Below are 19,207 nucleotides of genomic sequence, written 5' to 3'. Positions count from 1 at the left end.
ACATCAATCCCAAAAGCATTTCTCAATCTCGGCGAAAATGCGCCAAAAATCAACCCCCGTTCGGCGCGTCCGCTATGAAACTCCGTTCCAAAATTCTGCTGTTGGCCGTGGTTCCGCTGTTGGTGGCCGTCAGCGCCATCGCACTGGGCATCACCATGCAGACGCTGGAGCTGGCGCGCCATCAGAAAGACGTGCTGCGCGCGGCCTGGATCGACACCAAGGAAGCCGAACTGCGTCACTATGTCCGGCTGGCCTACAGCGCCATCTCTCCCTTGCTGGCGGCACCGGACACGCCCCAGACCCGGGCCCAGGCGCTGCAGACGCTGTCCAACATGGAGTTCGACCGCGACGGCTATTTCTTTGTGTACGGACTCGATGGGGTGAGCCTCATGCATCCCCGGCAGCCTGAACTGGTGGGCCGAAACCTGTGGGATATGCGCGACCGTGAAGGCACGTTGGTCATCCAGGAGCTGCTGGCCGCCGCCCATGCCGGGGGCCCGGCGGGCAGCCCCATCCGCTACCTGTGGGAAAAACCCTCCGCGCACGATACGGTGCGCAAGCTGGGCTATGTCATGGAGGTTCAGCCCTGGGGCTGGATGCTGGGCACCGGCATCTATATCGATGACGTGCAGCACACCTTGGGCCAGGTCGATGCCGCCGTGCAAAGCAGTATCAGCGAAATGATCGGCTGGGTGGGTGGGATATCGGCCTTTTGCCTGATCTTTGTCGCCGTCTGCGGCCTGGCATTGAATATCAGCGACCAGCGTCAGTCCGATGCCAAGCTGCGTCTGCTGGCGCGACAGGTCGTGCGAAGCCAGGAAGACGAGCGAGCCAGGCTGTCGCGCGAACTCCACGATGGCCTGAGCCAACTGCTGGTATCCATCAAGCTGCAACTCGAAGCCGCGCGCACACGGCTCAAGCGCAACCCCGCCGACGCCCCTCAGATCTTCGACCCGCTGCTCGAAGGCGCGCTTGGCCGTCTCAACGGCGCCGTGGGTGAAGTCAGGCGCATCTCGCACAACCTGCGCCCCACCCTGCTCGACGACCTGAGCCTGCCGGCGGCTCTGGAGCATCTGACGCGTGAGTCCTGGGAGACCCCGCAAGGCGCGGTGCGCGCGCACCTGCACATCGAGGGCGCTCCGCAGCCCATGCCGGAGAATCAAACCACGGCGCTGTTTCGATTGGCGCAAGAAGCCCTGGCCAATACGCTGCGCCACGCCCAAGCGAACCGCATCGACATACGACTGCGTTACGCTGTCGATAAAACCGAACTCATCATCCATGACAATGGCCGCGGCTTTGACCTGCATGCCGTGCGTGACGACCCGCGCGACGGCATCGGGCTGCACAATATGACCGAGCGTATGGCGACCCTCGGCGGCGAACTCCACATCCAGAGCGGCCGGCAGGGCACCACCTTGCATGCCACGCTGCCCCGCACCGCCAACAAAGAGACTTTTGCATGAGTCCCACGCGTATCCTGCTGATCGACGACCATGCCCTCGTGCGCGATGGCCTGAAGCTGCATCTGGAGTCCCATCCGGCTTTCCTGGTGGTCGGCGAGGCCGACCATGCCCAGGCCGCGCTGGATCTGCTGGCGCGCTGCCGCAGCGAAGACCTCCCGGACCTGGTGCTGCTGGACCTCTACATGCACGACAACGTGGAATATATGCTCCAGGCCGTGCGCGCCGGCGCGCGCGGCTATCTGCTCAAGGACGAACCTGCCGAAGAAATCATCACCGCGATTGAAGCCGTCATGGCCGGGCGCAACTATTTCAGCGCGCGCGTGTCCATGAAACTGGCCCAGAGCTGTGCACCGGCCAGCCTGCTCACGCAGCGCGAACGCGAAATTCTGCGCCACATCGGTGCAGGGCAAGCCAACAAACAGATCGCCCAGGCGCTCAATCTGTCGGTGCGCACGGTCGAAACCCACCGCCAGAATCTCAAACGCAAGCTGGGCATAGAAGGCCAGGCCGAGCTCATCAGGTACGCCATCGAGCACCGCGTCATTTGAGGCCGGACAAGGTGCGATATGTCGGGCACGCCGTCTGCCCGACTGGCCTGCTACGCTTGCGACTGCATCGTTTCCGACCCTGCTTCGCCTCCCATGCCCCTGCAACACGACCCTGAAGAACTCGCTGCCTGGCTACGGCTATCCTTGGAGCCAGGCGTGGGGCCCGTCACGGCCTGCGGCCTGTTGCGCGCCTTCGGCCTGCCACAGGTGCTTTACGCGGAAAGCGCCAGCACGCTGGCTCGGCAATTACCCCAGGCCCTGGCGATACAACTGGCCACCCAGGCCGCGCCGCCCTTGCAAGATCTGATCGAGCGCGGGCTGGAGTGGGCGCAGGCCGACGACCACTACCTGCTGACCCTTGGAGATGCTGCGTATCCGCAAGCGCTGTTGAGTATTACCGACCCGCCCGTGCTGCTGTATGTCAAAGGCAGGCCGCAACTGCTCAATCGCCCCACGCTTGCCGTCGTGGGCGCCCGCAATGCGACTCCCATTGGCACGCAGAATGCACGTGCATTTGCCCGCCATCTGGCCGCGCATGGCTGGTGCGTGGCCAGCGGCCTGGCGCTGGGCATCGACGCCGCCGCGCACGAAGGGGCGCTGGCAGCGGGCCCGGAATGCGGCGGCACAGTGGCGGTTCTGGGCACAGGCATCGATCGCATCTACCCGACCGCCAACCGTAACCTGGCTCACGCCATTGCGGCAGGCGGCGCCCTGGTGTCCGAGTTCGCTCTGGGCTCGGGCGCACAGGCTCATCACTTCCCGCAGCGCAATCGCCTGGTCGCCGGACTGGCGCGCGGTGTCCTGGTCGTTGAGGCCGCGCGTCAAAGCGGCTCGCTCATCACCGCCAGGCTGGCCGGCGAAGGCGGCCGCGAGGTCTTCGCTATTCCGGGTTCGATTCATTCACCCTTGTCGCGTGGCTGCCATGCTCTCATCCGGCAAGGCGCCAAGCTGGTCGAAACCGCCCAGGACATCACGGATTAGCTCGGCTCACCCCAACGCCCCCGCAGCAGGGCGCAGTCCCCCACCGACACGCCCCCTCCCAGCCCCTTGCTTGCCGCGTTGGGCTACGATCCGCTGAGCCTTGACGCGCTGGCCGAACTCAGCGCCACGACTGCCGCCGAGGTGGCCGTGGAGCTCACCGAACTCGAAGTTCAGGGCTGGGTGGCGCGCATGGACGATGGCCGCTATCAGCGCATTCGATAGCCATCTATGCGGCTCGTCCGCGCTGATCTAAACTTGATTACCTCCCGAATCGCGCATCCTCAGGAACAGACATGCCTTTGCCCTCCCGCGTCAAGATTGTCGAAGTCTCGCCCCGCGACGGTCTGCAAAACGAAAAAGCGTTCGTCCCAACCGACATCAAAGTAGAGTTGGTCAATCGCTTGAGCCTGGCGGGCATACCCAATGTCGAGGCGGCGTCATTCGTCTCGCCCAAATGGGTGCCGCAGATGGCCGACGGCGCACAAGTCATGGCACGTATTACACGCCAGCCGGGCACGATCTACTCTGTCCTGACGCCCAACCTCAAAGGCCTCGAGGGCGCGCTGGCTGCCAAGGCCGACGAAATCGTCATCTTTGGCGCGGCCAGCGAGGCCTTTTCGCAGAAAAACATCAATTGTTCGATCGCGGAGTTCATTGCTCGCTTCGAACCCGTGGCCGAGGCGGCCCGTGCCGCAGGCGTGCGTGTGCGAGGAAGCATCAGCTGTGCGCTGGGCTGCCCCTATCAAGGCGACGTGCCGATCGCCAATGTCGTGGACGTGGCACGGCGTTTTCTGGCCCTGGGCTGCGACGAAATCGACGTGGCAGACACCATCGGCGTAGGCACACCGCAGCGGGTGCGCGACGTCATGAGCGCAGTCAGCGCCATCGTGGATCCCGCCAGGCTGTCGGGCCATTTCCACGATACCTATGGCCAGGCCCTGGCCAATATTCTCGCCGCCCTGGAAACCGGCATCACGATTTTCCACAGCTCGGTCTCCGGCCTGGGCGGCTGCCCCTATGCCAAGGGCGCCACCGGCAACGTGGCGACCGAAGACGTGCTTTATATGTTGCGTGGCCTGAATATCGACACTGGCGTGGATTTCGATGCGGTCGTAGATATCGGCCAATGGATGGCCGCCCACCTCGGTCGCCGCGGCTCCAGCCGCGCCGGCAACGCGATTGCTGCGAAACGTCAAGACTGATACGTGCAGGCCGCGTAGAATCCAGGTTTTACGCCTGAGGCCATCCATGAGTGCAACCGCGCCATCGCCCGCAGCACGGGCCGCACTCCTGCAAGAGATCGGCCCGCTGCCCCTTAACGGCCAGGCCTGGCCTGACTGGGTTCGCATCCTGGCCTGGATACTGTTGTCCGCATTGGGCGTTCAGCTGTTCAGCAGTGCGGCCCAGTTGCCGCCAGGCCAGCTCAACCTGCTGCTTGCCGTGACCGTCGGGCTGAGCTTTCTGGGCCTGGGTCTGGTGTCGTGGTTCATGCAGTTGTCGATCACCACGATCAACGATCAGGGCTTACATCAGAGCTGGTTCACCCGGCGTGAAGTCGCCTGGGAGGATATCCGCTTCGCCCGTTTCGTGCCCTGGTTTTTTTCCAAACGTCTGGTGGTATTGACGCGCCGGGGCCGCCCGGTGGTGTTCCAGGGTGGTACCCGCGAGCTGCAAGCCGCCTTCGACAAGATTGCTCAGCTCTATCGGCGCTGACCGTTGCGGACAGCGCCAGTGCGCGTGCGCTGCGTCGGTAAGGCAGCGCACGGCACGGTCAGGCCGTCAGCGTATGGGCAGCGTGTACATCAGGCCGCCCTGCGTCCACTGCGAGTTCAGGCCTCGTGAAATCTTCAGAGGGCTATCCTTGCCGACATTGCGATCGAAACTCTCGCCATAATTGCCGACCTGCTTGACGATGTTGTAGGCCCACTTCTCATCCAACCCCATGTTGGCGCCTGCGCCCGGAGTCACACCAAGAATGCGCCGGACATTTGGGTTCTCACTTTTGAGCTGTTCGTCCACATTGGCCGAGGTCAGGCCGTACTCCTCGGCCTCGATCATGGCCGACAGCGTCCAGCGCACCACATTCAGCCACGCGTCGTCTCCCTGGCGAACGAAAGGCCCGAGCGGCTCTTTGGAGATGATTTCGGGCAACACGACGTAATCATCCGGTTTGTCCAGCTTGGAGATACGGATGGAAGCCAGTCCCGAGGCATCGGTGCTAAAGACATCGCAGCGGCCTGACGCAAAGGCATTGACGACTTCGTTGAACGTTTCGATTACAACCGGCTTGTAGCTGACTTTGTTGGCGCGCGCCCAGTCAGCCAGGGTGTTCTCATTGGACGTGCCAGTTTGCAGACAGATCGTGGCACCATTGAGATCTTTGGCACTTTTGACTCCCAACTTCTTGGGCACGAGAAAACCCTGACCATCATAAAAGTTGATGCCGGCATGCGTGATGCCCAAAGCGGTATCGCGCTGCTGCGTCACCGTGGTGTTGCGGGTCAATACATCCACCTCGCCGGACTGCAGCGCCGTGAAACGCTGCTGGGAGTTGAGCGGCACGATCTTGATCTTGTCGGCATCGCCGAAAACCGCTGCAGCCACGGCCCGGCACAGATCGACATCCAGCCCCTGCCACACGCCCTTGGCGTCAGGTGCCGAAAATCCGGCAAAACCCGTGGTCGTGCCGCAAACCACTTGACCACGTTTTTTGACCACGTCCAGCGTGGCGCCTTGCGCACCTTGCACGCCAGCCAAAGACAGGGCGCCAAGCGCCACCAGAGCTGCTATCTTCATTTCGTACTCCTCTCGTTACCCAGCATGGCGCGGTCGGCGCCGAAACGTCCGCAAGCGTACCGAGAACGGGCGCGCCGGCAAAATAACCTGCGCGTGTTCCGATATAGCCGCAAGGCCTAAGCCGGCCGCGGGATTTTCATGCCGCCAGCGAAATCGACACCGGCTCGTTGGCTTCGCAGGCGGCCAGCGCCTGGGCCAGGCGATGGATGCCCAACGCGATCTTGGCTTCGTTCATCGTGGCAAACGACATCCGCATGGCGTAGATATCCGCCATGGACTCATCGGGATAGAAGGCCTTGCCCGGGACATAGACCACTTCTTTTTCGATGGCGTAGGGCAACAGACGCGTGGCGTCGATGTCGCCATTGAGCCGCGCCCAGAAGAACATCCCGCCTTCGGGTTTGGAGAACACGACCCTGCCGGGCAACTCGCGGCTCAGCGCCTCGGCCAGCGCATCACAGCGCAGGCCATAGGCCTGACGGATACGCGGCACATGGCGGGCGTAGTGCCCATCGGCCAAATACTGCGCAACGATTTCCTGAATCCAGGCCGAGCAGGCCATGTCATCGGCCGCTTTGGCGCTCACGCAGCGGCGGCGCACCTCAGCGGGCGCCACCATCCAGCCTATCCGCAAGCCCGGCGCCATGGTCTTGGACATACTGGATATGTATACGGCCCATTTGCGCTGTTCGGCATCGGCCAGCGCGGCGATGGGCGGCACCCTTTCCCCCGAAAACCGCAGCTCGCCGTAAGGATCGTCCTCCACCAACAGGAAGCGATGCTTGGCCGCCAGCTCCAGCAAACGCAGCCGCCGGGCACGGCTGATGGTCGCGCCGCAGGGATTGGAAAACGACGCCACCACGCACACCATCTTGGGCTTGACGCGCGCAGCCAGCTCATCGAGGGCATCCACGTCGATGCCCTGCGGACCGGAATCAACGGTGTGTACGTTGGCGCCGGTGTACAGCAAGGCCTGGACCGAGTTCGGGAAGGATGGGCTTTCGATGATGACGTTGTCACCCTTTTGCAGCATGACCCGAGCCAGCAGAGCCATCGATTGCTGCGACCCCCCGGTGACCGCCAGTTCGGTGTCGGGATCGCATTGCAAGCCGCGTTCGGCCGACAGCTTGGCCAGTTCGACGCGCAGGCTCGCCTGTCCGTCGATATTGGAATACTGCAGGCAAGTGCCCAGGCGGGTGAGCACCTGATTGGACGCGCTGGACAGCCCCTCGACGTCAAAGAGTTCCTGAGCCGGGTAGCCACCCGCCATGGAAATCGTACCCGCACGCAGAGCGTAAGGCATGAGCGAGCGTATGGGGGGGATATAGGGCGCCTGAAACGGCGGGGCAAAGGCGTACTCGGGTGTGACGAGGGACATGGGAGCGGGGCGTAGGCGATCCAGGTCACATGGCGGCACGGCCGGCCCTGGCCGCGCTTGCGAAGCGCCAAGCAACGATGGCTTAATTGTTGAAACATGAAGTGCTCTTCTGATTCTATGCCTGCAAGCCATGTCCGGCAAAGTGGTGTCGTCCGGACGCCGCAGCCGACCTAAACTATAGCGTTATGGCTTACTACGGCCCCGCTAACCACGAGAACCCCGCATGACCGATTCCATGGCCACACGCCTGGCCGCCATCGAACAACGTATCGCCCTGGCCTGCGACCGTGCAGGCCGCCCTGCCGGCTGCGTCGAACTGCTGCCAGTGAGCAAAACCTTCAGCGCCGAGGCTGTGCGCGAGGCGGCCGCCCTGGGGTTACGCCGCTTCGGCGAGAATAAAACCCAGGAGATCCGTCAGAAGGCCGATCCCCTGGCCGAGCTGGGCCTGTCCTGGGTGATGATCGGGCACCTGCAGACCAATAAAGTCAAAGACGTCGTGCGCGATGTGGCCGAAGTCCAGTCGCTGGACCGTCTGGAACTGGCCGATGCCCTGCAGCGCCGGCTGGAAACCGCCAGCCGCAGCCTCGATGTCCTGATACAGATAAAAACCTCACCCGAACCGAGCAAGTTCGGTCTGCCCCCCGAGGAACTGCCCGCCCTGCTGTCGCATCTGCAGCAGTCCTGCCCGGCGCTACGCGTGCAGGGCTTGATGACCATGGCCATCCATTCCGAAGACAGCGCGGCGGTGCGCGCCTGCTTCCGCCGGCTGCGCAAATTGCGCGACGCCGTGGCGACACCGCAACTACCAATGGCACGTCTGTCCATGGGGATGAGCGCGGATTTCGAACTCGCCATCGAGGAGGGCTCGACCGAAATCCGTATCGGCAGCACCCTGTTCGGTGCGCGCCACTATGCCACCTGAAGCCACACAGGCGGCAGGGGTGGCGGCATAATGGGCCCGTAAGGGCGCGGCATCGCGCCTCATAACGATAATTTCCCCGCTTAGGAGACACGTCATGCACAAGCATGCCAAGCGCCTGTTGGCGCTTGCCGTCCTCAGTATTGCCACCAGCGCCTCGGCCCAGAGCTGGCCGACACAGCCCATCCGCTGGATCGTGCCCTATCCCGCCGGCGGCGGCGCCGACGTCGTCGCCCGCAGCGTAGCCAGCGGGCTGGAGAAACCGCTGGGCCAGACCATCGTGGTCGAAAACCGCCCGGGAGCGGCCACCATCATCGGCGCGACGGCCATCGCCCAGGCCGAGCCCAACGGTTATATGGTCGGGACGGCCGACACAGGCACGCTGGCCTTCAACCCCTCGCTTTACAGCAAGCTATCGTACGACCCGTCCAAGTTCAGCTATGTCGGGGGTATCGCGCGCTTTCCGCTGCTGCTGGCGGTCAACGCCAATTCTCCCTTCAAAACGGTGGAAGACGTGCTGCAGGCCGCACGTAAAGAACCAGGCAAACTGACCGCCGCGTCGGCCGGTGCCGGCTCGCCCCACCATCTGGCCTTGGAGTTGTTCAAACAACGCGCCCACGTCAATCTTCTGCACGTGCCCTACAAGGGCGCCGCGCCCGCCATCCAGGATCTGCTGGGCGGCCAAGTCGACGTCATGTTCATCGATCTGGCCGCCGGCCTGCCCAACGTCAAGGCAGGCAAACTGCGCGTGCTGGCCGCGGCCACTCCAGAGCGCCTGAAGGCGTTGCCGGATGCGCCCACCATGGCCGAGCAGGGCGTGCCAGACTTCACCGCGTATGCCTGGCAAGGGCTGGTTGCCCCGGCCGGGCTGCCCCAGCCGGTCAAAGACAAGCTCTCGGCCGAGCTGGAAAAAACCATCAGATCACCCGCCGTGTCGCAGAAACTCAATGACATGGGCGTCGAACCCATGCCCATGAGTCCGAAGGAGTTCCAGGCCTACGCCGAACGCGAGCGCGCCACCTGGGCCGAGGTCATCAAGAAGGCGAATATCCACCTCGAATAGCCTAGTAACGTATCTCCAGATTGACCGCTACATTGCGCCCCGGCGCGGTGTAGCGATTCAGGCCTTCGCCCGCGGGGTCGATCCGGCCCGTCGTTCCGAAAGACGCAAGCGAACGCAGCGTGTCCCAGCGGAAGTACTTTCTGTCGAACAGATTGTAGATACCGGCCGACAGCGTCATGTGCCGGCCCAGACGCGTGTAGGCACTCAGATCCACCAGATACACAGCCTGGCTGAGATACTTTGACGGCTCTCTGACGGCGCCACGGGCCCCATAAGTGGTGCGCAAGGTATCACGTTCACGCTTGGCGCCATGATGTACCAGGTCTGCTCGCAGCCCCCAGGAGGCCGCCTCGTAGAACAGCCCCGCCACCACTTGCAAGGGCTGCAGCGCCCGCAACCCGTCTCCGAGGCTTGTCCTGCCGCGCGTGAGGGTTGCACGGACATCCATACCCCATCCCTTGGGCGCGCCGAAGGCCGTGTGCGCATCGAGTAACCCTTTGAGTTCCACGCCCCATACCTTCGCCCGGTCGATATTCTGCTGCTGGAAGTAGTCTTCGATCTGCACCGGCGGGATACCCCAGGGGTTGAAGGGCTCGTAAAACGGATTCGGCACCTCGCGCGTGGTGTGCCGCTCTTCGATGAAGTCGCGGTAACGCGTCTGGAACAGCGCGACGGCCAGGTTGCCCACATCGCCGTGGGCGGTCAAAGTCAGCTCCTGATTCAGTGCCCGCTCGGCTTTCAGGCCCGGATTGGGCAGAAAGTAATTAAAGCCGCGACGGAAGCGGAAATACAACTCCTGGGCCGACGGCGCCCGAAAACCTTGCGAAACGGCATAGCTCAAACGCAGATGACTCGTCACCTCGTGGCTGAGATTGCCAAACCAGCTCCCCGCCGAGAAACGCCGCCGCCCCACCGCGTCGAGGCCGTAGCTCGGCGCCACGCCCGGGGTGGGTTGATGCGCGTAACGATCCACCCGCCATCCCAGTTCGCCATGCCACAGCGGGCCGAACGCGAAGCTGTCCTTGAGCTTTAGGCTCAGGCTGCGCACGCGTACCGGATCAACGATGCTATAGCTGCTTTGCCCGCCCGCGGAGTTCTTGAAGAACAAGCGATCGGTGTTGTCGTTGTTCAGCCTGCGCTGCGTCCAGGCCAGCTCGCCCGAGAACCGGTGCCGCCCCCAGGAAGTATCCCAAACGCGCGCGGCCGCCTCCAGCCGCCATTGCCGATCACGCTGAGTCGTGCGCCGGTCGTAACGCTGATCCAGGAATCCATCCTTGATATCGCGGTTTTCCGTCAGGGCGCGTTGCAGGACATTTTGCAGATGCAGGCCTGCCGACAGGGATTCGAGGGGCCCATCCGAGGGGATCCAACGGTACACCAGCGCCTGCCGCCTGTAAGGCGAGCTGTCCCACGCCTGGCGGGTCTGGCCGAACGCACCGTAAGACTTCTCGTCAGTAAAGCGCCGCTCAGCGCGTTCATCGTGCGACAGTTGCACGCAATGGCCACGCACCACGCAAACATCCAGCTTACTCAGCCAAGCCTGTGTCGTGGCGTCAACCGGGTCCGGGCGGCCGCGACTTCGGCCGGCGATATCCGCGCCGCCGCCGTGGTGCATGATCTCATGCCCCCCGCGGCGGGTGTATTGCAGAAAGAAGCTGGTCCCCAGGTCGCCCAGGCGCGTCCCGGCACCGGCCACGCCAAGCCACTGACGGCTGCGCGAGGCATAGGCGAGCTTGCTATAGACGCCAGCCGTCTTGCCGGGATCGACGAAGTCATTGATGTCCTTGGTCACGAACTGCACGGAACCACCGATACCGCCGCTGCCGGACGAATAGGAGTCCGCGCCTTTGTGCAGCGTCACCTGCTTCATGTGCTCCAGCTCGACGCTATTGCGGTTGCCGTTGAGATACCCATAGCCGAGATAGACCTCGGGCAGGAAATACTCGGCCTGTGCCACGCCATCGACGGTGACGGCGACACGATTGCCGTCCACCCCGCGTATGGCAAAGCCATTGGTACCGGCGCGCCCGCCTTCAGATACCGTAATCCCCGGGATATGGCGCACCAAGTCGCGCGCATCCAGGACATTGTCGCGGCTGATCTGACTGGCGCTGCGTACATCCGTAGACGGCGACTCGGCTTCGGCGTTGGCTTCGACGACGATGGTCTCAAGCTGCCAGGCCGGCACGGGAGCCGCCGCGCCGGCAGCAGTGTCGGCCATGACAGGCGCGGCCGCCAGCAGCGACCACAAGGCAAGAGGGTGACGAACTTCCATGGTGTCCTGTACTCCGCAATAAGCAACAGGACACGAGGGCAAGAAAGGAGTAACGATGCAACATGGCCAGGATCGGCCCGCCAGCGGAAACCCCCCACAATGAAGCAAGGCCACGAAAACGCCTGGAGAGACATCTTGAATCGGATCAAACGAGCCGCCAGCGCGGGGGGCAGGACTTGCCGGGTTGCAACACTATCCGTTCGGCCACAACAAAACAGGCCCGAAGGCCTGTAGGTATGCGTGGCGGCGTGTGCCGATCAATGACTCATGTGACCGTGGCTCATGCCCGCGTTGTGGCTGACCGCCTTGATCTTGAAATTGACGTTGACCTCGCCTGCTTTCTCGAACGTCAACGTGGCAGGCACGCTGCCCCCTTCGGCGAAAGGCGCCTTGAGTTTGAGAAACATGACGTGATAGCCGCCCGGCCGCAGTTCGACCTTGCCGTCGGCCGGCACCACGATGCCGCCTTCGACTTCACGCATGCGTGCCATGCCGTTCTCATTCTTGACCGTGTGCAACTCGACCCGTTGGGCCGCCGGCGAAGACACCGACACCAGGCGATCCGCCATCTTGCCGTCGTTCTCGATCTCCAGGTAGCCCGCGCCATTTTCCTGTCCAGGAGCCGAGGCTCTCACCCACAGATCATCCACCTCGATCTGGCCGACCTTGTAATCAGCAGCCACAGCCGTCGCGCCCGCGGTCAGCGCCAAGGCGGCGGCAAAGACGAACTTACGCAGAGTCATCGCATTACTCCAAAGCTATACCGGCGAGCTGCCGGCGGGTTGCACAGCCTGTGCCTGACGTTTGCGCACCAGGGCGCGGGCAGCGGCCAGAACGGAATCCGTCAGGACCGACATGGCTTGAGAGTTTACCCGCCAATGCTGCCAGTAGATGGGGACATCCTCCCAGGCCCGGCGGCGCAAAGGCACCAGACGGCCGCTATCGAGCTCATCCTTGATGAGCGGCAGCGGATTCATGGTCCAACCCAGCCCGTCTAGCGTCGCCTGTACGAAAGCCCGGCTCGATGGGACCCACCAGACCGGCGGCTGCCAGGGGTGGCTGCGCATGATACGGCGCGCAAAACGTGCCTGCAGCCCGTCCTTGCGATTGAACACCAGCACCGGAGCCGCGGCCAGCGTGCGCGCAGTGACACCGCTTGAAAAATGCCGCGCCAGAAAATCCGGCGAACACGTCGCGACATAGCGCATGCTGCCAAGCGGATGAATACGGCAGCCCTGCACTGGCTCGGCCAGCGTAGTCACCGCACCCAGCACCGTGCCATTGCGCAGGAGCGCCGCAGTGTGATCCTGATCCTCGGACTGCATGTCCAGCGTTGCACTCGATCGGGCAGCAAATCGCGTCGCAGCGTCGATGAACCAAGTCTCCAGGCTGTCATGGTTGACCGCCACGGGGATGCTGGCCTGGGTGATTTCGTCCTCGGCTACGCCCAGACGATGCAGCGCATCGTGCTCGAGCAAGGCCGTCTGCTCGGCCAACTGGACCAGAACCTGGCCATCCGGCGTCGGCCGTGCTGGCACCGTCCGCTGGATCAGCAGCCGGCCGCTGCGGTCCTCGAGCGTCTTTATGCGCTGCGAGACCGCCGACGCCGTGACATGCAGGGCGGAGGCCGCACGCTCGAAGCTGCCTTCGCGCACCACAGCGGCCAGCGCGCGCAGGTGGTCGTGATCGAGCTTCATGGCGCCACACGGACAGGACAAGGACGAGATAGTCGGGACATGGGATGCTATGTATTAAGTTTTGCTTAATATAGTTTAAGGAAATTAGCTGTATTTCATATTATTGGCAAGTCAGAATGCACGCATCCGGGCCGTGGCGCCGACTACGGCCGGCCCTCATTCCAGGCTGCAACGATGTTCACGCTCACTTTTCCTCCCTTTTTCAGCGCCTGGGCCAGCGGCACCGCCACCGGCCTGGGGTTGTTCGCCGTGGTCGGCGCCCAAAGTGTCTTCATTCTCAGGCAAGGGGTGATGCGTGCCCATGTCATGACCGTGCTGGCGACCTGCGCGCTGGTCGACGCGGTCTTCATCTTCGGCAGCGTCTGGGGTCTGCAACGGCTGACGGAATGGGTGCCTGGTCTGACTCAGGCCATTCTGTGGTTCGGAGTGGCGTTTCTGGCCTGGTACGGACTGCAATCGGCGCGGCGGGCTTGGCGGGCAGGGCCACTGGCGCAGTGCCGCCAAGCCGTCCCCTCCCGCCGCGCGGCCCTATTGGGCGCGCTGGCCTTCTCCTTGCTCAACCCACATTTCTGGCTGGACATGGTGGTCGTCGGTTCGCTGGCGCACGGTTTTGCCGACGCCCGCCTGGCCTTTGCCGTCGGTGTCTTGACCGCCTCGGTGCTCTGGCTGGCCATCTTGGGCCTGGGCGCGCGCCTGTTTGCCCCCGTTTTCAGCGACGCGCGCGCCTGGCGCCTCTTGGATGCGCTGATCGCCGTCGTCATGCTGACGCTGGCCTACTCCCTGGCCCGCGTCGATCTGGGCGGCTGACAGACTCCATATAATGAAACTCCTCTTCTGTCCCGGCCGCCGGCGCGGCCCTCAGGCCCATGCGCGGAACCCGACAGTCACGTCTGCCCTCCCTGGCTGCCATACAGGCCTTCGAGGCTGCTGCTCGCCTGGGCGGCTTCGAGCCCGCCGGCTCGGAGCTGGGTGTGACCGCCAGCGCTATCGGCAAGCGCATCACGACACTGGAAGCCCAGCTCGACACCGTGCTGTTTGTCCGTGGCCGCCACGGCGGCACACTGACGGCTGCCGGCCGCGAGTATCTCGAGCAGGTCCGTAGCGCGCTGGGCCAGCTCTCAGCCGCCACGCTGAAAGCACGCGTCGAACCACCCACCGAACTGCTGCGCGTGGTGTCCACCCCCACGTTCGCCCGCCAGGTCCTCATCCCCTATCTGCCCGAGTTCACCGACGCCCACCCGCAAGTCGATCTCGAAATTCTCTTCTCTGTTCCGTATCTGGAAATCTCGCCGCCCAATGCCGACGTATGGATACGCTTTGGCAACGGGCTGTACCCCGGCCTGCAGGTCGAGAAATTGACCGACGATGAGGTTTTCGCGGTCTGCACGCCAGAGTACGCTCGGCGTCATGGGCCCTTTGAACGGCCCGAAGACTTGGCCCGGGCGGCCTTGCTGCGCTGCCCCATGGAGCCCTGGCGCCCGTGGTTCGACCGGGCAGGTCTTGACTGGCCCGAACCCAGCAAGGGCGTCTGGCTGGTGGACCTGGGCATGGTGCTGGCGGCCGCTCATGCCGGCCAGGGTGTCGCGCTCTCGCGCAAGACGCTCGCTGCCGAATGGCTCAATGAAGGCAAGCTCATGCGGCTTTTTGACGTGCGCTCGCGCGGCAATCTGCAGTATTACCTCTGCTATGAGCAACGCCGTCCCTTACAAAACGGCGCGCGCGCCTTTGCTGCCAGGATCGCCACCGTATGCGCCCGGATTGCGCGCCTCTGATCCTTGACCGGAAAATAATTCCGCACCCAAACGGAATTCTGCTCCGATGGCCGCCTTTTCTTCTAGGGATTTACCTGGAATCGACCGAAAACATAAGTTTCGCGTAAGCATTCAAGACCAGAGTACCTTGCACGCAGAGCGCCCCACAATCCGATAACGAGTGGCGCATGAGCTGGTTTTTTCGCAGTTGGACCAACCACCGCCCCAACTCGATTTAGTGTGGGAAGTCCATATACCAAACTCAACGGAAACAACATGGACTTTCGCTTGAAGCTGCTTGCAGGTGCCTTGACGCTCGCTCTCTCGGCCGGGGCTCATGCCGCCGATCCCATCAAGATCGGCGTGGCGGGCCCTTACACCGGAGGATCCTCCTCCATGGGCGTGAGCATGCGCGATGGCGTACGCCTGGCCATCGAGGAAATCAACAAAAACGGTGGGGTGCTGGGTCGCCAACTGGTCGGCGTCGAACGCGATGACGAAGCCAAAAACGAGCGTGGCGTTCAGATCGCCCAGGAGCTCATCAACAAAGAGCGCGTCGCGGCTTCGGTCGGGTATATCAACACAGGGGTCGCCCTGGCCTCGCAGCGTTTCTATCAGGACGCCAAGATCCCGGTGATGAACAACGTGGCCACTGGCAGCGTCATCACGCATCAGTTCAAGGCACCCGAATATCCCGACAATTATGTGTTCCGCAACGCAGCGCATGACAGTATCCAGGCGCCCATGATCGTCGAAGAAGCCGTCGGTCGCCGCGGCTTCAAGAAAGTCGCCATCCTGGCCGACTCCACCAACTATGGCCAGCTCGGCCGTGAAGACCTTGAAAAAGCCCTCGCGGCCAAGGGCATCAAGCCTGTGGCCGTTGAGAAGTTCAACATCAAGGATGTGGACATGACCGCCCAGCTTCTGAAGGCCAAGGAAGCCGGCGCACAGGCCATCCTGACCTACGGCATCGGCCCTGAGCTGGCTCAGATCGCCAACGGCATGACCAAGCTCGGCTGGAAGGTGCCCATCATCGGTAGCTGGACGCTGTCCATGGCCAACTATATCGACAACTCCGGCGCCAATGGCGAGGGTGCGCGCATGCCGCAGACCTTCATCCAGGATCCGGACACACCGCGCCGCAAAGCGTTCATCGACGCCTACCTGGCCAAGTTCAAGCCCAAGAACAACCGCATCGACTCGCCGGTGTCGGCGGCTCAGGGCTATGACTCCATCTACCTGTTGGCCGCGGCCATCAAGCAGGCAGGCACCACCGACGGTCCGAAGGTGCGCGAAGCGCTCGAGAACCTGCAAACGCCCGTCGAAGGCGTGGTGATGACCTACAACAAGCCCTTCACGCACGACAACCACGACGCCATCACCGAAAAAGAAGTCGTGATCGGCGAAGTCAAGGGCGGCCGGGTCGTCAAGGCCCAGTAATCCATACGTTGTTCACCGCAGCGCGGGCCCCACCCGGGGCCCGCGCGGTATCCGCTCGGCGCGCGGGCCGGGATTCTTACTGCGCACACATGATGATTCTTCTACAGCTTATCTACAGCGGTATCGCGCTGGGCATGATTTATGCCGTCATCGCGTTCGGGTATCAGCTCACGTTTGCCACCTCCGGCACCCTTAACTTTGGCCAGGGCGAAGCGCTCATGTTGGGCGCACTGGTCGGACTGACACTCGTCGGCCTGGGCGTGAACTATTGGGTGATGATCCCCATTGTCTGCGTTTTCGGGTTCCTGCAAGGCATGTTCGTCGAGCGCGTCGGCGTACGTCCAGCTATCAAGACACGTTCCGAATTCGGCTGGATCATGGCCACGATTGCCTTGGGCATTATTTTTCGCAATGTGGCCGAAAACATCTGGGGCCGCGACGATCTGCGCTTCCCATCCCCCCTGCCCGAGGCACCCATGAAAATCATGGGCGCCAACGTTCTGCCCATGGAGCTTCTGGTGGTGTTCGGCGCGCTGGCCATGATGTTGCTGGTCGAACTCTTCAATCGCAAATCCATTTACGGCAAGGCCTTCGTCGCCACGTCCAATGACCGCGATGCCGCCGGCTTGATGGGGATCAGCACCGGCCTGGTCATCACGTTCTCCTACGCCATGTCCTCGCTGACCGCCGCCTTTGCCGGCGTGCTGGTCGCACCACTGACCCTCACGGGCGCCACCATGGGTGCGGTTCTTGGCCTGAAGGCCTTCGCCGTGGCCATCATCGGCGGCCTGTCCAGCGGCATGGGGGTAGTCGTCGGCGGCCTCATCCTCGGCATCGCTGAGACCACCACCGGCTTTTATCTGTCGACCGGGTACAAGGATGTCCCCGGCCTGGTTCTTCTGCTGCTGGTATTGACCTTCAAACCCGCCGGCCTGTTCGGCAAGACCGCGATCAAGAAGGTGTAACGCTGATGAAACCTCTGCACCGAGTCCTGGCCCTCGTGGCCCTGGCCTGCCTGGCAGCCATCCCGCTGGGCGTGACCAACACCTACTATCTGCACCTTCTCGAAACCATCATGATTTACTCGATCCTGCTGTTCGGGCTCGATATCGTGGTGGGCTACACCGGACAAGTGTCGTTGGGCCACGCCGGCCTGTTCGGCATCGGCTCGTATGTGGCAGGCGTCCTGGTCTTTCACCTGCAAATGCCCATCTGGATCACGCTGCCGGCGGCCATCATTATCGCGGCCGCGTTCGGCGCCGTGCTGGCTCTGCCCGCCTTGCGCGTGACGGGCCCCTACCTGGCCATGGTGACACTGGCTTTTGGCACCATCATCCAGATTCTCATCAACGAGATGACCTTCCTCACCGAGGGGCCGCTGGGCATCAAGATCAACAAGCCCGCCTTCGGCAGCCACATCCTCGACAAACAGGAGTATTTCTGGCTGGTCGCGCTGCTTCTGGTGCTGTCGCTCGTCGTGGTGCATCGCATCCTCAAATCGCACCTGGGCCGATCGTTCGAAGCCTTGCGCGACAGTCCGATCGCTTCGGACTGCATGGGTGTCTCGGTCTACCGGCACAAGGTGATCGCCTTTGTGATCAGCGCGGGGTTCGCTGGCCTGGCTGGCGCGCTGTACTCCTATTCCGAACAGTACATCTCGCCCAACACCTACAACTTCGAACTCACCATCCTGTTTCTGCTGGCCATCATCATGGGCGGCAGAAAAACGCGCACCGGGGCGATTCTTGGCGCGTCCATCATCGTCCTGTTGCCCAAGATGCTCGATGATATCGAGACCTTCCGCATCATCGCGCTGGTCGTCGCCGTTCTCGTGGCCGGGGGCAGTGCGCTGGCAGTGGCCCGCGGCAAGGCCGACGCCCGTCGCGTGGCGGTGCCGGTGGCAGGCACCATTGCCCTGGCTGTATTTGCCTACTGGCTCGACGCCGTCACCGACTGGCGCTTGAGCATCTTCGGCGTCATGATCCTTTTCGTGGTCTATTACCTTCCCGACGGCATCGTGGGCTTTGTGCGCAACCTGTTCTTCTCCACGCGACGCAAGGCGCTCTCGGTCAGCTCAGAACTGGCCGAGCGCGCCAACGCCGTCCCGACGGCGGCGGCCGGCCCGGTCGAGACCTTGCTGCAGGCCCAAGGCATCCTCATGCAGTTCGGGGGCTTGAAGGCGCTCAATCAGGTGGACCTGGACGTCAAACGCGGCACCATACATGGGCTGATCGGACCAAACGGCTCAGGCAAGAGCACCATGATGAACGTGCTCACCGGGATCTATCTCCCCACTGCCGGCAGCGTGACGTTCGCCGGGCGGTCGCTGGTGGGGATGACACCTGCTGAGATCGCCGCCAACGGTGTGGCGCGTACGTTCCAGAACGTGCAGCTCTTTGGCGAGATGACAGCGCTGGAGAACGTGCTGGTGGGTCTGCATCACAGTTTCACCACCGGGCTGGCCAGTGTCGCGCTGCATACGCCACGCTGGAAGCACGAAGAGCAGAAGGCGCGCGCACGCGCGCTGGCCCTGCTCGAGTTTGTCGGTCTGAGCGACCTCGCAGGCGAAGAAGCACGTAACCTGCCCTACGGCAAACAACGCTTGCTGGAGATTGCCCGCGCCCTGGCGCTGGACCCACAGTTACTGCTGCTCGATGAGCCGGCAGCCGGCCTGACCGCGCCCGACATCGCCGAGCTGCTGGTCATCATCCGCAAGGTGCGCGATCACGGCATCACCCTCATCCTGATCGAACACCACATGGATGTGGTCATGAGCGTATGCGACACGGTATCCGTGCTGGACTTCGGCCAGAAGATTGCCGAGGGGCTGCCTGCCGAGATCCAGCAAAATGCCAAGGTCATCGAAGCCTATCTGGGCGGCGCCACCGCCTGA

The 19,207-nt window shown here is 63.1% G+C and carries 16 protein-coding genes and 1 pseudogene; 12 read left to right on the top strand and 5 right to left on the bottom strand.

All coding sequences use genetic code 11. The features are described from left to right. Positions 1-74: 74 nt before the first annotated feature. From LK440_RS17545 to LK440_RS17525, 5 genes and pseudogenes are all read left to right on the top strand, one after another. Complete coding sequence (locus tag LK440_RS17545; RefSeq protein WP_005020233.1) at positions 75-1,466, top strand: cache domain-containing protein; 1,392 nt, start codon at positions 75-77, stop codon at positions 1,464-1,466. After that, on the top strand, positions 1,463-2,014 hold the full coding sequence (locus LK440_RS17540) for a response regulator transcription factor (protein ID WP_005016826.1): 552 nt from the start codon (positions 1,463-1,465) through the stop codon (positions 2,012-2,014). Before LK440_RS17545 ends, LK440_RS17540 begins: the two co-directional genes overlap by 4 nt. 93 nt (positions 2,015-2,107) lie before the next feature. Next, a pseudogene (dprA, locus tag LK440_RS17535) lies at positions 2,108-3,217 on the top strand (DNA-processing protein DprA). A 71-nt stretch (positions 3,218-3,288) separates the two neighbouring features. Next, a complete protein-coding gene (locus tag LK440_RS17530; RefSeq protein WP_005016827.1) occupies positions 3,289-4,197 on the top strand; it encodes a hydroxymethylglutaryl-CoA lyase in 909 nt (302 codons plus the stop codon). 46 nt (positions 4,198-4,243) lie between these two features. After that, on the top strand, positions 4,244-4,708 hold the full coding sequence (locus tag LK440_RS17525; protein ID WP_005016830.1) for a hypothetical protein: 465 nt from the start codon (positions 4,244-4,246) through the stop codon (positions 4,706-4,708). A gap of 66 nt (positions 4,709-4,774) precedes the next feature. Here the strand turns inward: LK440_RS17525 and LK440_RS17520 are convergent, their stop codons facing one another. Further along, entirely contained in the window at positions 4,775-5,791 is a 1,017-nt protein-coding gene (locus tag LK440_RS17520; RefSeq protein WP_005016831.1) for an amino acid ABC transporter substrate-binding protein, read from the bottom strand. A 136-nt stretch (positions 5,792-5,927) separates the two neighbouring features. Further along, positions 5,928-7,169, bottom strand: coding sequence for an aminotransferase-like domain-containing protein (locus tag LK440_RS17515; RefSeq protein WP_005016832.1), 1,242 nt, complete (start codon positions 7,167-7,169; stop codon positions 5,928-5,930). Between the two features lie 223 nt (positions 7,170-7,392). Here LK440_RS17515 and LK440_RS17510 point away from each other — a divergent pair, with 223 nt between their 5' ends. Together LK440_RS17510 and LK440_RS17505 are read left to right on the top strand one after the other, a co-directional pair. Next, positions 7,393-8,091, top strand: coding sequence for a YggS family pyridoxal phosphate-dependent enzyme (locus tag LK440_RS17510; RefSeq protein ID WP_005016833.1), 699 nt, complete (start codon positions 7,393-7,395; stop codon positions 8,089-8,091). Positions 8,092-8,185: 94 nt separating this feature from the next. Next, positions 8,186-9,151, top strand: coding sequence for a Bug family tripartite tricarboxylate transporter substrate binding protein (locus LK440_RS17505; RefSeq protein ID WP_005016838.1), 966 nt, complete (start codon positions 8,186-8,188; stop codon positions 9,149-9,151). A 1-nt stretch (position 9,152) separates the two neighbouring features. Here the strand turns inward: LK440_RS17505 and LK440_RS17500 are convergent, their stop codons facing one another. The 3 genes from LK440_RS17500 to LK440_RS17490 form a co-directional block, all read right to left on the bottom strand. After that, on the bottom strand, positions 9,153-11,426 hold the full coding sequence (locus LK440_RS17500; RefSeq protein WP_227944748.1) for a TonB-dependent hemoglobin/transferrin/lactoferrin family receptor: 2,274 nt from the start codon (positions 11,424-11,426) through the stop codon (positions 9,153-9,155). A gap of 257 nt (positions 11,427-11,683) precedes the next feature. Next, complete coding sequence (locus LK440_RS17495; protein WP_005016840.1) at positions 11,684-12,169, bottom strand: copper chaperone PCu(A)C; 486 nt, start codon at positions 12,167-12,169, stop codon at positions 11,684-11,686. A 15-nt stretch (positions 12,170-12,184) separates the two neighbouring features. Further along, positions 12,185-13,123, bottom strand: a complete 939-nt coding sequence (locus tag LK440_RS17490; protein WP_005016841.1) for a LysR family transcriptional regulator ArgP — start codon at positions 13,121-13,123, stop codon at positions 12,185-12,187. Between the two features lie 174 nt (positions 13,124-13,297). Here LK440_RS17490 and LK440_RS17485 point away from each other — a divergent pair, with 174 nt between their 5' ends. From LK440_RS17485 to LK440_RS17465, 5 genes are all read left to right on the top strand, one after another. Next, positions 13,298-13,930, top strand: coding sequence for a LysE/ArgO family amino acid transporter (locus LK440_RS17485; RefSeq protein WP_005016850.1), 633 nt, complete (start codon positions 13,298-13,300; stop codon positions 13,928-13,930). Between the two features lie 59 nt (positions 13,931-13,989). After that, positions 13,990-14,895: a LysR substrate-binding domain-containing protein gene (locus LK440_RS17480; protein WP_005016851.1), complete on the top strand. Its 906-nt coding sequence runs from the start codon at positions 13,990-13,992 to the stop codon at positions 14,893-14,895. A gap of 255 nt (positions 14,896-15,150) precedes the next feature. Further along, positions 15,151-16,314: an ABC transporter substrate-binding protein gene (locus LK440_RS17475; protein ID WP_005016852.1), complete on the top strand. Its 1,164-nt coding sequence runs from the start codon at positions 15,151-15,153 to the stop codon at positions 16,312-16,314. 89 nt (positions 16,315-16,403) lie between these two features. After that, a complete protein-coding gene (locus tag LK440_RS17470) occupies positions 16,404-17,279 on the top strand; it encodes a branched-chain amino acid ABC transporter permease (RefSeq protein WP_005016854.1) in 876 nt (291 codons plus the stop codon). A 5-nt stretch (positions 17,280-17,284) separates the two neighbouring features. Further along, the gene (locus LK440_RS17465) at positions 17,285-19,207 is read left to right on the top strand and encodes a branched-chain amino acid ABC transporter ATP-binding protein/permease (protein ID WP_005016855.1); all 1,923 of its coding nucleotides are present in this window, start codon (positions 17,285-17,287) and stop codon (positions 19,205-19,207) included.

The organism is Bordetella holmesii, from assembly GCF_020735985.1.
Lineage (GTDB): Bacteria > Pseudomonadota > Gammaproteobacteria > Burkholderiales > Burkholderiaceae_B > Bordetella > Bordetella holmesii.
The sequence above is the reverse complement of the archived record's forward strand: the minus strand, read 5'-3'. Positions and strand labels throughout refer to the sequence as shown.

What these genes read in the sequence shown, in the direction of transcription:
- LK440_RS17480 (WP_005016851.1), top strand. Translation starts at nt 13,990, where the DNA reads ATGCGCGGAACCCGACAGTCACGTCTGCCCTCCCTGGCTGCCATACAG.
- LK440_RS17510 (WP_005016833.1), top strand. Translation starts at nt 7,393, where the DNA reads ATGACCGATTCCATGGCCACACGCCTGGCCGCCATCGAACAACGTATC.
- LK440_RS17465 (WP_005016855.1), top strand. Translation starts at nt 17,285, where the DNA reads ATGAAACCTCTGCACCGAGTCCTGGCCCTCGTGGCCCTGGCCTGCCTG.
- LK440_RS17490 (WP_005016841.1), bottom strand. Translation starts at nt 13,123, where the DNA reads ATGAAGCTCGATCACGACCACCTGCGCGCGCTGGCCGCTGTGGTGCGC.
- LK440_RS17470 (WP_005016854.1), top strand. Translation starts at nt 16,404, where the DNA reads ATGATGATTCTTCTACAGCTTATCTACAGCGGTATCGCGCTGGGCATG.
- LK440_RS17520 (WP_005016831.1), bottom strand. Translation starts at nt 5,791, where the DNA reads ATGAAGATAGCAGCTCTGGTGGCGCTTGGCGCCCTGTCTTTGGCTGGC.
- LK440_RS17525 (WP_005016830.1), top strand. Translation starts at nt 4,244, where the DNA reads ATGAGTGCAACCGCGCCATCGCCCGCAGCACGGGCCGCACTCCTGCAA.
- LK440_RS17500 (WP_227944748.1), bottom strand. Translation starts at nt 11,426, where the DNA reads ATGGAAGTTCGTCACCCTCTTGCCTTGTGGTCGCTGCTGGCGGCCGCG.
- LK440_RS17505 (WP_005016838.1), top strand. Translation starts at nt 8,186, where the DNA reads ATGCACAAGCATGCCAAGCGCCTGTTGGCGCTTGCCGTCCTCAGTATT.
- LK440_RS17495 (WP_005016840.1), bottom strand. Translation starts at nt 12,169, where the DNA reads ATGACTCTGCGTAAGTTCGTCTTTGCCGCCGCCTTGGCGCTGACCGCG.
- LK440_RS17475 (WP_005016852.1), top strand. Translation starts at nt 15,151, where the DNA reads ATGGACTTTCGCTTGAAGCTGCTTGCAGGTGCCTTGACGCTCGCTCTC.
- LK440_RS17530 (WP_005016827.1), top strand. Translation starts at nt 3,289, where the DNA reads ATGCCTTTGCCCTCCCGCGTCAAGATTGTCGAAGTCTCGCCCCGCGAC.
- LK440_RS17485 (WP_005016850.1), top strand. Translation starts at nt 13,298, where the DNA reads ATGTTCACGCTCACTTTTCCTCCCTTTTTCAGCGCCTGGGCCAGCGGC.
- LK440_RS17545 (WP_005020233.1), top strand. Translation starts at nt 75, where the DNA reads ATGAAACTCCGTTCCAAAATTCTGCTGTTGGCCGTGGTTCCGCTGTTG.
- LK440_RS17540 (WP_005016826.1), top strand. Translation starts at nt 1,463, where the DNA reads ATGAGTCCCACGCGTATCCTGCTGATCGACGACCATGCCCTCGTGCGC.
- LK440_RS17515 (WP_005016832.1), bottom strand. Translation starts at nt 7,169, where the DNA reads ATGTCCCTCGTCACACCCGAGTACGCCTTTGCCCCGCCGTTTCAGGCG.